Origin of the sequence: Massilia sp. GER05 (assembly GCF_052056005.1) — a bacterium.
GTDB classification, from domain to species: Bacteria; Pseudomonadota; Gammaproteobacteria; order Burkholderiales; family Burkholderiaceae_D; genus Telluria; species Telluria orientalis.
The window spans coordinates 2,679,344-2,692,739 of record NZ_CP178858.1 but is presented as its reverse complement, the minus strand read 5'-3'; the positions used below and the strand labels follow the sequence as shown (position 1 = coordinate 2,692,739).

The 13,396-nt window shown below is 65.5% G+C and carries 10 protein-coding genes; 8 read left to right on the top strand and 2 right to left on the bottom strand.

Annotation, left to right across the window (positions count from 1 at the left end):
- Positions 1-107 precede the first annotated feature (107 nt).
- Positions 108-1,730, top strand: coding sequence for an ABC-F family ATP-binding cassette domain-containing protein (locus ACL58G_RS12065; protein WP_440967095.1), 1,623 nt, complete (start codon positions 108-110; stop codon positions 1,728-1,730).
- Positions 1,731-1,777: 47 nt separating this feature from the next.
- A complete protein-coding gene (locus ACL58G_RS12060) occupies positions 1,778-3,754 on the top strand; it encodes a S9 family peptidase (protein ID WP_413383762.1) in 1,977 nt (658 codons plus the stop codon).
- Between the two features lie 18 nt (positions 3,755-3,772).
- Here ACL58G_RS12060 and ACL58G_RS12055 read toward each other — a convergent pair whose 3' ends face one another.
- Positions 3,773-4,240, bottom strand: coding sequence for a cyanophycin metabolism-associated DUF1854 family protein (locus tag ACL58G_RS12055; protein WP_413383760.1), 468 nt, complete (start codon positions 4,238-4,240; stop codon positions 3,773-3,775).
- A 3-nt stretch (positions 4,241-4,243) separates the two neighbouring features.
- The gene (locus tag ACL58G_RS12050; protein WP_440967092.1) at positions 4,244-6,532 is read right to left on the bottom strand and encodes a cyanophycin metabolism-associated ABC transporter; all 2,289 of its coding nucleotides are present in this window, start codon (positions 6,530-6,532) and stop codon (positions 4,244-4,246) included.
- A 307-nt stretch (positions 6,533-6,839) separates the two neighbouring features.
- Here ACL58G_RS12050 and ACL58G_RS12045 point away from each other — a divergent pair, with 307 nt between their 5' ends.
- The 6 genes from ACL58G_RS12045 (at position 6,840) to ACL58G_RS12020 (ending at position 13,330) form a co-directional block, all read left to right on the top strand.
- Entirely contained in the window at positions 6,840-9,017 is a 2,178-nt protein-coding gene (locus tag ACL58G_RS12045; RefSeq protein WP_440967090.1) for a cyanophycin synthetase, read from the top strand.
- 53 nt (positions 9,018-9,070) lie between these two features.
- On the top strand, positions 9,071-11,641 hold the full coding sequence (cphA, locus tag ACL58G_RS12040; protein WP_440967089.1) for a cyanophycin synthetase: 2,571 nt from the start codon (positions 9,071-9,073) through the stop codon (positions 11,639-11,641).
- 166 nt (positions 11,642-11,807) lie between these two features.
- Positions 11,808-12,176: a hypothetical protein gene (locus ACL58G_RS12035; RefSeq protein ID WP_440967088.1), complete on the top strand. Its 369-nt coding sequence runs from the start codon at positions 11,808-11,810 to the stop codon at positions 12,174-12,176.
- A 71-nt stretch (positions 12,177-12,247) separates the two neighbouring features.
- On the top strand, positions 12,248-12,463 hold the full coding sequence (locus ACL58G_RS12030) for a hypothetical protein (RefSeq protein ID WP_440967086.1): 216 nt from the start codon (positions 12,248-12,250) through the stop codon (positions 12,461-12,463).
- 112 nt (positions 12,464-12,575) lie between these two features.
- Positions 12,576-12,818, top strand: coding sequence for a hypothetical protein (locus tag ACL58G_RS12025; RefSeq protein WP_413383747.1), 243 nt, complete (start codon positions 12,576-12,578; stop codon positions 12,816-12,818).
- An 83-nt stretch (positions 12,819-12,901) separates the two neighbouring features.
- Positions 12,902-13,330, top strand: coding sequence for a type II toxin-antitoxin system YafO family toxin (locus ACL58G_RS12020; RefSeq protein WP_440967084.1), 429 nt, complete (start codon positions 12,902-12,904; stop codon positions 13,328-13,330).
- Positions 13,331-13,396 lie beyond the last annotated feature (66 nt).

Here is a 13,396-nt window from a genome sequence, read left to right as displayed (position 1 = left end):
ATGAATTCGTTTATCAGGAGATTCTACCCATGCGCCTGTAATGCCCGCCGTTCGCAACGCGACGGCCTCGAAACCTTCCGGCTTTCCTTGGCATTCAGGAGTTCCTCATGGCGCATCCCTATCTCGCGGCCCTGCACGGGGTCGACATCATCCTGCCCGACGGGCGCATTCTCTTCACGAACCTGCACGAGTCGTTTCAAGCGGAGACGGTCGGCCTGATCGGCCATAACGGCAGCGGCAAGTCCACGCTGGGGCGCGTGCTCGCGGGCGACATGCCGCCATCCGCCGGCCGCATCGAGCGCCCGGGACGCATCCGCTACGTGGCCCAGCAGACCGGGGCCACGTCCGCACGTTCCCTGAGCGAAGTCGCCGGCCTCGATGCACCGCTGGCCGCGCTGCGCCGCCTGGCTGCAGGCGACGCACGCGACGAGGACTTCGACCTCGTCGGCGACCGCTGGGACCTGGAAGCGCGCTGGGAGGCGATGCTGGACGGCGCCGGTCTCGATGCGCGTCTCGCACCGCAAGCCTTGTCGGGCGGCCAGCACACGCTGCTCACGCTGATCGGCGCCTTTTGCTCGGACGCCGACCTGCTCGTGCTGGACGAACCGGGCAACCACCTCGATGCAGGCAACCGCGCGTTCCTGCTCGACCAGATGCGCGCGTGGCGCCAGGCCGGCCGCGGCCTGCTGCTCATCAGCCACGACCGCGACCTGCTGGAGCACGTCGAGCGCACGCTGGAAGTCCACGCGGGCGAGCTGCGGCGCCATGGCGGTGGATGGTCGCTCGTGGCGGAGCAACGCGAGGCGGAACTGGCCGCCGCGGGCGCCCGGCTGGAACGCGCCCGCACCGAGCGGCGCCAGGGCGAGCAGAAAATGCGCGACCAGGCCGAGCGCGCCGCGCGCAAGAGCGCCCGCGGCGCGCGCGCGAAGGCGGACGGCGGCATGCCGAAGATCGTGCTGAACGCCCTGCCCCAGCGTGCCGAACAGACGGACGGCGCCCGCGCCGAGCGCCACGCGCGCGCGCGGCAGGCGTTACAGGATGGCGTGGCCGGCGCGTTCGCGACCTTCGATGCGTTGCACCAGCAGCCGGCCTTTCCGCAGCTGGACGTCGACATCCCGCCCGGCCAGACTGCGCTCGCGTTCGACGCGCTCGTCGCGCGCCACGGTCCCCGTCAGCCGCTGGACTGGCGCGTGCAGGGCGCGGCGCGCATCGCGCTTGCGGGGCCGAACGGATGCGGCAAGTCCACGCTGCTGCGCACGATCGCCGGAGAGATCGCCCCGCTGTCCGGCAGCGTGCACGGGCTGCCGGGCGTGCTGCTGGACCAGCACCTGGCCATGCTCGATCCGGCGCGCAGCCTGCTGGATCATTTCCCGACCTCGCACGACGCAGGCCGCCTGCGCCAGATGCTCGCGCTCGCGGGGCTGGGCCCGGACCGCATCCTGCGGCCCAGCGGCGAGCTGAGCGGCGGCGAACGCATGCGCGGCGCGCTGCTGCTGGCCGTACTGCGCGAGCCGTCACCGAAGCTATTGATGCTGGACGAGCCGACCAACCACCTCGACCTCGCGAGCGTGGAGGCGCTGGAAGCGATGCTGGGGTCGTGGCCGGGGGCGCTCGTCGTCGTGTCGCACGACGGGCGCTTGCTGGAGAAGCTGGCGCTCACCCACCGGCTCGAGTGGACGGCGGGTGGGTGGATCGCTGGCGATGCGGCTGAAAACGTTGTCGATAAATAACTGATCTTCTGGCAATATTATGTCAATACATTTGCAAGGAGAAGGACATGCGGTCAAGGTGGAGCATCGCGTTGCTCATGGGCGTCGCCGTGCAAATCTGCGCGCCCGCGTGGGCGCAGGGTACGCCGCCACCGGTCGACGCTTTTTTCGGCAATAACGCGTTTGGCGGGGCCCAATTGTCGCCCAGCGGGCGCTACCTGGCGATGCGCACGAATCGCGAAGGCCTCCGCGATTTCCTTGCCGTGATGGACCTGGAAACGAAGGACGCCAAGGCGGTCGTGTCCTTCGCCGATCTCGACGTTGACCAATTCCGTTGGGTGAATGACAACAGGCTCGTGTTCGATGTGCGCGATGCGGAATACGCCAGCGCCGACCAGGACGGTGCGCCCGGCCTGTTCGCCGTCGACCGTGATGGCAGCAACTACCGCCAGCTGGCACAGCGTACCGTCCGCCAACCCTCGCCGCAGCCGTGGAACACGTTCCTCCTCTCCCAGGCCGGCAGCCAGGATTCGGAATGGATCTACGTGGCGCGTCCCATGTACGACAAAAACGACAAGTACTTCGGTACCCGGCTGCGCCGCCTCAACACATTGACCGGCAACGCCGAGGTCGGTCCCGAACCGGATGTGGAAGTCAGCGCCTTCATGCTCGATGCCAAAGGTGCGCCGCGACTGGCCATGCTGTACGGCGACATCAAGACCGTCATGCACTATCGCGATCCGGCGACGGGGAAGTGGCGCGAGGTGGCCAGCTTCGACACCTATCGCGGCACCCGGGATGCGATCACGCCGCTCGGCTTCGGTCCCGATGGCACGCTGTACGTCGTGGCCAACGCCGGAGAGGACACGGCATCGCTGCGCACTTTCGATTTCGCCACCGGTACGGTGAACAAGGAGCCGGTCGTCGTCACGCGTGGCTATGACTTCGACGGCAGCCTGCTCGGCAACAGCAAGCTGCTGGGCGTGCGCCTGACCACCGATGCCGAGGCCGACGTCTGGTTCGATCCGGCGATGACGGCGCTCCAGGCGGCAGTGGACAAGGCCCTGCCCGGTGCGATCAACATGATCGACGCTCCGGCCAGGTCCACCGTGCCTTGGGTACTCGTAAAATCCTATTCCGACCGCCAGCCGCTGCGCTACCTCCTGTACCACACGCAATCCGGGACGCTCGAACTGGTCGGCAATACCTATCCGAAGATCGATCCCGCGCGCATGGGGCGGCAGGAACCTGTCCGGTACAAGGCGCGCGACGGCCTCGAGATCCCCGGACTGCTGACGCTGCCGCCCGGCGGCACGCGCAAGAACCTGCCGATGGTGGTGCTGGTGCACGGCGGGCCCTGGATCCGCGGCGCCAGCTGGGGCTGGAATCCCGAGTCGCAATTCCTCGCGTCGCGCGGCTATGCCGTGCTGGAGGTGGAGTTTCGTGGCAGCACCGGTTTCGGCATGCGTCATTTCGAGGCCGGCCTGAAGCAATGGGGCCTGGCCATGCAGAACGACATCGCCGACGGCACGCGCTGGGCCATCGACCAGGGGATCGCCGACCCCAAGCGGATCTGCATCGCGGGTGCCAGCTACGGCGGCTATGCGACGCTGATGGGACTCGTCAACGACCCCGGCCTCTACCGTTGCGGCATCGATTGGATCGGGGTGACCGACATCGAACTGATGTACACCGGCACCTGGTTTTCCAAGCCGGACTATCCCGAGGGATACCTGCGCTACGGCATGCCATTCCTGATCGGCGACCCGGTCAAGGATGCCGAACAGTTGAAGGCAACCTCGCCGATCCAGCAGGCATCACGCATTCACCAGCCCTTGCTGCTGGCCTATGGCGACGAAGACAAGCGCGTACCTCTGTATCATGGCAAAAAATTCTATGCCGCCGTCAAACGGAGCAACGAGCAGGTCGAATGGGTGACGTACGCCGGCGAAGGTCATGGCTGGTCGCTGGCGAAGAACCGGATCGATTTCTGGCAACGCGTCGAGCGCTTCCTCGACCGGCATATCGGACCCGGCCGGCGGTAAACGGCGCAGGTCCGGCGCTTACAGGAACCGGTCGAGAATCTTCCGGCTCCCCTTGTCGACGGCGAACATGTCGCGGATGAGGAAGTGGATGCCATGGCTGTCCGCGATCAGCAGCGAATACGTGCCCAGCCGGCGGATGTCTTCCTCGCCCTTGAGCACGAACTCGGTGTCGCCGCGGTCGGTTTTCACGGTCCACGTGCACGGCGTGGCATAGCTGGACACGCCCTTGATCGACAAAATCTCGGGCATGAATTCGCGGCCGTCCAGTTCTTCCGTCACGAGCGCGCGGATGTCGGCCGGCATCGTGTCGAGGTCGTCGATCCACGCGACTTCCTTGCCGCCGTCGCGCACGAGCGAGATGCCCTTCGAAGGCGCCTGCACGGGGAATGAGCGCACGGGCGTGACGCCCACGAATTCCTCGCCCTCGGCATTCGTCAGGACCAGCTTCCCGAACGGGTCACGCTTCAGTTGAAAAGTTGCATTCATCGTTCAGTCGTCCTTGCTGCCGTCGTCGTCCGGATCCTGGTCCACGTTGCGCGCCTGCGCTTCGTACAGGCGGTAATACGCGCCTTCGCGGGCCATCAGTTCGTCGTGGTTGCCTTCTTCCACCACCTGGCCGCGGTCCAGCACGACGAGGCGGTCGGCGCGGTGCAAGGTGGACAGGCGGTGCGCGATCGCGATCGTCGTGCGACCCTGCACCAGATTGTCCAGCGCCTTCTGGATTTCCTTTTCCGTTTCCGAGTCGACCGAGGACGTCGCTTCGTCCATGATCAGGATCGGCGGGTCGATCAGCAATGCGCGGGCGATCGAGATGCGCTGGCGCTCGCCGCCGGACAGGCCCTGCCCCCGCTCCCCGACCATCGAGTCATACCCCTGCGGCAGGCGCAGGATGAATTCGTGGGCGTGCGCGGCGCGGGCGGCGGCGATGATCTCTTCGCGCGTCGCATCCGGCTTGCCGTAGGCGATGTTGTCCGCGATGGTGCCGAAGAACAGGAATGGCTCCTGCAGCACGAGGCCGATGTGGCGGCGGTAGTCCGCGACGGCGAAGCTGCGGATGTCGCGGCCGTCCAGCAGGATCGCGCCTTCCGCCACGTCGTAGAAGCGGCAGATCAGGTTGACCAGGGTGCTCTTGCCCGAGCCGGAGTGACCCACGAGGCCCACCATCTCGCCGGCCTTGATGTTCAGCGAGATGCCGCGGTTGACGGCGCGGTTGCCGTAGCGGAAGCCCACTTCGCGCAGCGCGATGTTGCCCTCGACCTTGTCCAGTTTCACCGGATTGACGGGCTCGGGAACGCTCGACACGTGGTCGAGGATGTCGAAGATGCGCTTCGCGGCCGACGCGGATTTCTGCGTGACGGACACGATGCGGCTCATCGAATCGAGGCGGACGTAGAAGCGGCCGCTGTACGCGATGAACGCCGACAGCACGCCGACGGTGATCTCCTGCTGGCTCACCTGCCAGATGCCGAAGCACCAGATGATGAGCAGGCCCAGTTCCGTCAGCAGCGACACGGTCGGCGAGAACAGCGACCACACCTTGTTCAATTTGTCGTTGACGGCCAGGTTGTGTTTATTGGCATCGCGGAAACGCGACGCCTCGCGATGCTCCTGCGCGAACGCCTTCACGACGCGGATGCCGGGGATGGTGTCGGCCAGCACGTTCGTGACCTCGCCCCATACGCGGTCGATCTTTTCGAAGCCGGTACGCAGCTTGTCGCGGACGACGTGGATCATCCACGCGATGAACGGCAGCGGCACGAGCGTGATCAGGGCGAGCTTGGCATTGATGCTGAACAGGATCACGCCCGTCATGATGATCATGAGGACGTCGGACAGGAAGTCCAGCAGGTGCAGCGACAGGAACACGCAGATGCGGTCCGAGCCGCTGCCGATGCGCGACATGAGGTCCCCCGTGCGCTTGCCGCCGAAGAATTCCAGCGACAATCTCAGCAGGTGTTCATAGGTTTCGGAACGCATGTCGGCGCCCATCCGCTCGGACACGAGGGCGAGGATGTAGGTGCGGCCCCAGCCCAGCGCCCAAGCCAGCATGCTCGATGCGAACAGGCCGCCCATGTACATGTAGACGAGGTGCGTGTCGATGTGCTTGCCGTTCTGGTACGGGATCAGCACGTTGTCCATCAGCGGCATCGTCAGATACGGCGGAATCATGTGTGCGCCGGTACTTGCCAACATGAGCAAGAATCCGAGGAGCAACTGCCCCTTGTAAGGCCGGGCGAAACGCCACAGGCGGAACAGGGTCCAGGTCGACGGCGGCGTATGCAGCACCTTGGTACAGATCGGGCAGTCTTCCTGGTCCGGTTCGAGCGGTGCCTTGCAACTCGGGCAAGTATGTTGCTCGGGCGGTTGCACGGCGACGCCGCTGACGTGGCTTTCGACCTGGTTCTGGAACTGGTCCACGACGCGGATGGCTTGCAGATTCTGGCCCAAGGTAAAGCGCCAGGCCGCCAGCAGGCCGTTCTGGTCGACGAGTTCGAGGTGGCCGACGCCCGCATGGTCGTGGTGGCGCATTGTCAAACCGGCACGATACGGCCAGTCGCGCCATATCGTGTCGCCGGGTGCGCGGGTCAGCAGGCGATAATTCGTGACGACAAGAATACCTTTGGTGAAACGTAATTTCGCATCGAGGTCAACCTCGACGCTGTTTAAAACGTTTTCCCCTGGCGCAAGCTTCTTCGCGACGTCCGCCTGCCAGTGCTCAGGCAGGAAACCGGCGGTCAACGCCTGCGGACCGGAGGGAATAAGTTGTTGAGTTGTCATGTGATGCCGCCGGCAAAGGCGAGTTTTGGTTCTGATCTGTACGATGGAACGTTAAGGGCGGTGTTGCCGTTGACACGCGCACCTTCCGAAACGCGGCGCTTCGGCGTGTACGGTATTCTATCGGAGGGGCCAGAGTGGCAGAAATCGGTTCGGCACGGTAAGCTTCGTTCCGGCAAGTATACAACATGTGCATTATGGAAAGAGAGGAAGACGGGGCCGCGATCCGGCAGCGTCTTTGGCCATCGATGTGCAAACTTAGGCAATGCCACGCGATGAGAGAGCGGTCGTCGCGTGGCTGGATATTTTCATGACAAATAAGAAAGACATTGCAATTCTTCGTGTAAACCACCTGCGTGGACCGAACATCTGGACCTACCGCCCTGTCATCGAAACGTGGCTCGACATCGGCGAACTCGAAGAATGTCCTTCGAATAAACTCCCCGGCCTGTATGAACGCCTCACCGCCTGGCTGCCGGGCCTGATCGAACACCGCTGCGGCGTCGGCGAACGGGGCGGCTTCCTGGAGCGCCTGCGCGACGGCACGTGGTCCGGTCACATCCTCGAACACATCGTCCTCGAATTGCAGAACCTGGCCGGCATGAAGACCGGTTTCGGTAAAACCCGCTCCACCGCCGACCGCGGCATTTATAAAATGGCATTCCGCACGCGCGACGAAACCGTCGGCCGTGCCGCCCTGCAAGCCGGTCACGCGCTCCTGACGTCCGCCATCAACGACACCCCGTTCGACCTGCAGGCCAAGGTCGATGAGCTGACGGAACTGGTCGACCGCTACTGCCTGGGCCCCTCGACCGGCCACATCGTCGACGCCGCCACCGACCGCCGCATTCCGTCCATCCGCCTGACCGAAGGCAACCTCGTGCAACTGGGCCACGGCAGCGCGCAGCGCCGCATCTGGACGGCCGAGACGGACCGCACGAGCGCCATCGGCGAATCCATCGCCAGCGACAAGGACCTGACCAAGACCCTGCTCGCGTCCTGCGGCGTACCGGTGCCGGAAGGGTCGGTCGTGCGCAGCGCGGCAGCCGCGTGGGAAGAAGCGCAGGACATCGGCCTGCCGGTCGCCATCAAACCCGTCGACGGCAACCATGGCCGCGGCGTGTCGCTGAACCTGATGTCGGAAGCGGACGTGCATGCCGCCTACGCCATCGCGTCCGAAGAAGGCGATTCCAGCGCCGTCCTCGTCGAGCGCTTCATTCCCGGCAACGAACACCGCCTGCTCGTCGTCGGCTCGAAAGTCGTCGCCGCCGCCAAGGGCGAATCGCTGTGGGTCGTCGGCGACGGCACCTCCACCGTCACGCAGCTGTGCGACAGCCAGATCAACATCGATCCGCGCCGCGGCAATTCCGAAGAATTCCCGCTCAGCCCCGTCGTGCCGGCCGAAAGCGACGAGGTCAAGCTGGACCTGCAACGCCAGGGCCTCACGCCGGCTTCGGTCCCGCAGGCCGGCCAGAAAGTGCTGATCCAGTTGAACGGCAACGTGGCCGACGACGTCACGGACGAGGTCCACCCGGAAGTCGCGTATGTGGCCGCGCTGGCCGCGCGCGTCGTCGGCCTGGACATCGCCGGCATCGACCTCGTGTGCGAAGACATCTCGCGCCCGCTGGAAGAACAGCGCGGCGCCATCATCGAAGTCAATTCCAGCCCGGGCCTGCTCGCGCACATCAAGCCCGCCAAGGGCGAGCCGCGCAACGTGGGCAAGGCAATCGTGGAACACCTGTTCGCCGAGGGCGAGACGGGCCGCATCCCGCTCGTGGGCGTCACGGGCACCACGGACGCGGCACTCGCCGCGCGCCTCGTCGGTACCGTGCTGAACCTGGCCGGCAAGCACGTGGGCGTGGCCAACCGCGAGGGCCTGTTCCTCGACGGCCGCCAGGTCACGGCGCAGGACGGCACCCGCTTCGACGCCGGCCAGCGCCTGCTGATCAACCGCACCGTGCAGGCCGCCGTGTTCGAATCGAACGCGCGCACGATCCTGACCGAGGGCCTGCCGTACGACCGCTGCCTCGTCGGCATCGTGACCGACATGGGCAGCGTGGCCGACGTGGCCGACCTGTACGTGCGCGACGACGATGCGCTCTACAACGTGGTGCGCAGCCAGGTCGACGTCGTGCTGTCCGATGGCGCGGCCGTGCTGAACGCGGCCGATGAACGCGTGGCCGCGCTGGCCGAACTGTCCGACGGCGCCGTGCTGTTCTACGCGCAGGACGAAGCCAACGCCACCCTGGCCGCGCACCGCGCGGGCGGCGGCCGCGTCGCATTCGTGCGCAACCACCACATCGTCCTGGCCCAGGGCAGCGAGGAAATGCCGCTGCTGGGTATCGACAAAGTGAAGCCCGCCACCGCGGCGCAGCCGAATGCCCTGCTCGCGGCCGCGCTGGCCGGCTGGGCGCTGGACGTGCCGACGGACCTGATCTGCGCCGGCCTGCGCACGTTCGACCCGGCCGGCAAAAAGAAAAAGGCCTAATGGCGAGCCTGGCATGACCGGGCCGATACCGCAAGACCCTAAAGGAAAGACTTATGGAAGTATCACGCGTACGCGCCCTGCGCGGTCCCAACCTCTGGAGCCACCACACGTCGATCGAGGCGATCGTCGCCTGCGCGCCGGAAGAGGAATCGATCGGCGCCCTGCCCGGCTTCGAGACGCGCCTGCGCGCCCTGTTCCCGGAAATCTGGCCGCTGCAGCCGACCGGCCATGACGACACGATCCCGCTGGCCCAGGTGCTGGAAGTCGCCGCGCTGGCCCTGCAGGCGCAGGCCGGCTGCCCCGTCACGTTCAGCCGCACGACCGCCACGCTGGAGCGCGGCATCTACCAGGTCGTCGTCGAGTACAGCGAAGAAGACGTCGGACGCCTCGCAATGGAACTGGCCGGGCAGCTGTGCGCCGCGGCCCGCAACGACCAGCCGTTCGACCTCGAAGGCGCGCTGAAGCAGCTGCGCGACCTGGACGAGGACGTGCGCCTCGGCCCGTCGACGGGTTCGATCGTACACGCCGCCGTCGCGCGCGGCATCCCGTTCCGCCGCCTCACCGAGGGCAGCCTCGTGCAATTCGGCTGGGGCAGCCGCCAGCGCCGCATCCAGGCCGCCGAGATCGACGCCACCGGCGCCATCGCGGAATCCATCGCGCAGGACAAGGAACTGACCAAGACCCTGCTGAACGCGGCCGGCGTGCCCGTCCCGCTGGGCCGCAGCGTGAGCGATCCGGACGACGCCTGGGCCGCCGCCCAGGAAATCGGCCTGCCAGTCGTGATCAAGCCGAAGGACGGCAACCAGGGCAAGGGCGTGACCGTGAACGTCACCACGCGCGAGCAGCTGGACGCGGGCTTTGCCGCCGCGTCCGAGTTCCGCGACGAGATCATGGTCGAAAAATACCTGCCGGGCCACGACTACCGCCTGCTCGTCGTGGGCAACAAGCTCGTCGCCGCCGCGCGCCGCGACCCGCCGCACGTCGTGGGCGATGGCGTGCACACCGTGCGCCAGCTCGTCGACATCGTCAACAAGGATCCGCGCCGCGGCGACGGCCACGCGACGTCGCTCACGAAGATCCGCTTCGACGACATCGCCCTCGCCTCGCTGGCGAAGCAGGGCTATGACGCGGAATCGGTCCCGCCGAAGGGCCGGCGCGTCACCCTGCGCAACAACGCGAACCTGTCGACGGGCGGCGCGGCCACCGACGTCACGGACGACGTGCATCCGGAAGTGGCGGCGCGCGCCATCGCGGCCGCGCACATGGTCGGCCTGGACATCTGCGGCGTCGACCTCGTGTGCGACAGCGTGCTGAAACCCATCGAGGACCAGGGCGGCGGCATCGTCGAAGTGAACGCCGCGCCGGGCCTGCGCATGCACATCTCGCCGTCGTTCGGCAAGGGCCGCGCCGTCGGCGAAGCCATCATGGACACGTTGTACGCGCCGGGCGACGACGGCCGCATCCCGGTCGTCGCCGTGACGGGCACGAACGGCAAGACGACGACCGTGCGCCTGATCGCGCACCTGCTCGCAAGCTCCGGCCTGCGCACCGGCATGACGAACACGGACGGCGTGTACATCCAGGGCCGCCGCATCGACAGCGGCGACTGCAGCGGCCCGCGCAGCGCGCGCAACGTGCTGCTGCACCCGGACGTCGACGCGGCCGTGTTCGAGACCGCGCGCGGCGGCATCCTGCGCGAGGGTCTCGCGTACGACCGCTGCCAGGTCGGCGTCGTCACCAACATCGGCTCGGGCGACCACCTGGGCCTGAACTACATCACCACGCTGGAAGACCTCGCGGTGCTGAAGCGCGTGATCGTGCAGAACGTCGCGCCGAACGGCATGGCCGTGCTGAACGCGGCCGACCCGATCGTCGCGGGCATGGCCGAGAACACGAAGGGCGACATCACTTATTTCGCCGCGGACTGCTCGCTGCCCGTCATGCAGAAGCACCGCGCGCAGGGCCGCCGCATCGTCTACGTCGACAAGGGCCACCTCGTCGCGGCGCAAGGCAAGAACGAAGAACGCGTGCCGCTGGCCGAGGTGCCCATCACCCGCGGCGGCGTGATCGGCTTCCAGGTCGAGAACGTGATGGCGTCCGTGGCCGCCGCGTGGGCCGTCGGCATCTCGTGGGATGCGATCCGCGTGGGTCTCAAGACGTTCGTCGGCGAGAGCGACAACGCGCCCGGCCGCTTCAACGTGTTCGACTACCGCGGCGCGACGGTCATCGCCGACTACGGCCACAACCCGGACGCGATCCAGGCCCTCGTGAACGCCGTCGAATCGATGCCGGCCAAGCGCCGCTCGGTGGTGATCTCGGGCGCGGGCGACCGCCGCGACGAGGACATCCGCGACCAGACCCGCATCCTGGGTAAAGCGTTCGACGACGTGCTGCTGTACGAAGACCAGTGCCAGCGCGGCCGCCTTGAGGGCGAAGTCGTCGGCCTGCTGCGCGAGGGCCTCGCCGGCGCGCCCCGGACGACGCACATCGACGAGATCAAGGGCGAGTTCGTCGCCATCGACAAGGCGCTCGAACGCCTGCAGCCGGGCGACCTGTCGCTGATCCTGATCGACCAGGTGGACGAGGCGCTGGCGCACATCGCCAAGCGGGTCAAGGAAGGCTGACGCCCTCTGGCCGTTGTTCCGAAACGGGCGCCGCGTGCGCCCGTTTTGCTTTTTATTGGTGCTGCTCAGAAACGTCAGGCACCGCGCACGCTACGTTAGGCAACGAACGTGGCCAGGCGCGGCATCTGGCATACCATGAATGAGAATTCGAGCGAGCGGTGCAACCATGACGATCGACAAGCAATCCCACCCCGTTGCAGACAACGACCCGGCCCCGGAAATGCCCTTCCGGCGCCTCCTGTACCGCTTCCTGTTCTTCGACTGGCTGTTCCGCGACGTCAGCGCCGCGCGCGACCGCATCGAACGGCACGCCGCGCACCAGCACAACCGCAAGATGAGCCGCTACCTGCCCGTCTACCTGCGGCGCTGGTCGTTCCTGACCGCCTTCGATTTCGCGCTCGGCGTGCTGTTCGAAAAAGTCCTGCAGGCCGGGATCGTGTCGGCGTGGTTCTTCACCTGGTCGTGCGTGACCTTTACCGGCATGGTCGTCATCACGGTGGCGTGGCTCATCCTCAATCATGCGAGGCTGTCCTGAACTTGATGCTCGGTAAGTTTCCGCTTGGCAATTTACGCGAAACTGATGTCCTCAACCACGAGGAGGACGTCATGACTTACCGATGGATCGACGACCAGGGCTTGCTGAAGAAAATGCTCGGCGAACGGCGGAGCGACCGCTGGACGGCCGAGAGTGTGCAGGATGCGTTGCGGGCGCGGGGGGTGCATGCGGCGGCGCGGGCGATGGAGTATCGGCGGGTGCGGATCGAGACGGCGCTCAGGGTGTTGGCGGTGCAGGGCAAGCGACGGCGCGGTTCGATTTCATGACCGAGCCGCACATGTGCTGCCTTGTTTCCTGTCATCGGCGTGCGGCCGTGGCCGAACAGTCGCTGTCCGGCCCCGCATCGAGCGTGATACACTTGGAGCAAAGGAGCATGTCATGATCATTTATACTCACGCTCAAACAAGTCTCGAATTTTTGCGCTCTGCGTTCGCCAGGTTGACCGTAGGCTCAAAGGTTTCCAACGCAGCGTTGGAAAAGTATCGTCGCAAGCAGGGTACCATCGCCGCGGGTGGCGCACCAGAAACGCTGGACGTCTATAAGTCCATCTACCGAAATAAAAAGCTGACCCCAGAGGAGCAATACCGCGCCTTGTTCGGCAAGCCGTTCGAGCAAGAATAGGGGTTTCTTTGACTCTTAAAGTTTCGGTAAAAATTTCGACTCTCCTTACTGGCGCCTTATCGTTTCACGAGATCAACCAACTGTTGACGGATTTTTTCGAGTGGAAAAAACTCGGTCCAGCGGGCGAACACGAAAGCTATATTTTCGGCAAGGACGGTTTCTACGTCCCGCCAGCCAGTCCTCCCGACACGTTGCGACATGCCCATATGGTGCCGCCGGAGGACGATCCGTTGTATCCCCAATGGAACATCGACTTCAAACGGCGTCCTCCATCGCGAAAAACAAGCAATAAAGCGCTTGTTTATGCGTGCAATATCAATGGTTTCACGAAAAGGGAAACCTACTTGTTGATTGGCATTCTGGAGAATCCAAACGCGCATGAGTTCATCAAAAAGCGTACCCCGATCGAAATCGCGGTGATGAATGAATACATTAGGATCGCGCAGGCGTTCAACCATGACGCGAGACAGCCGGCAAATTTCATCGATGTAAATTATTCCAGGTCAAACTAACGCGGTGACGGCCTTGACTTGGCGCGTGCCGCAGCGAGCCCTCCCCAGGTCACGCTGACGCGGTAA

Coding starts and splice junctions, on each gene's coding strand:
- ACL58G_RS12065 (WP_440967095.1), top strand. CDS start 108: ATGGCGCATCCCTATCTCGCGGCCCTGCACGGGGTCGACATCATCCTG.
- ACL58G_RS12060 (WP_413383762.1), top strand. CDS start 1,778: ATGCGGTCAAGGTGGAGCATCGCGTTGCTCATGGGCGTCGCCGTGCAA.
- ACL58G_RS12025 (WP_413383747.1), top strand. CDS start 12,576: ATGATCATTTATACTCACGCTCAAACAAGTCTCGAATTTTTGCGCTCT.
- ACL58G_RS12045 (WP_440967090.1), top strand. CDS start 6,840: ATGACAAATAAGAAAGACATTGCAATTCTTCGTGTAAACCACCTGCGT.
- ACL58G_RS12055 (WP_413383760.1), bottom strand. CDS start 4,240: ATGAATGCAACTTTTCAACTGAAGCGTGACCCGTTCGGGAAGCTGGTC.
- ACL58G_RS12035 (WP_440967088.1), top strand. CDS start 11,808: ATGACGATCGACAAGCAATCCCACCCCGTTGCAGACAACGACCCGGCC.
- ACL58G_RS12050 (WP_440967092.1), bottom strand. CDS start 6,532: ATGACAACTCAACAACTTATTCCCTCCGGTCCGCAGGCGTTGACCGCC.
- cphA (WP_440967089.1), top strand. CDS start 9,071: ATGGAAGTATCACGCGTACGCGCCCTGCGCGGTCCCAACCTCTGGAGC.
- ACL58G_RS12030 (WP_440967086.1), top strand. CDS start 12,248: ATGACTTACCGATGGATCGACGACCAGGGCTTGCTGAAGAAAATGCTC.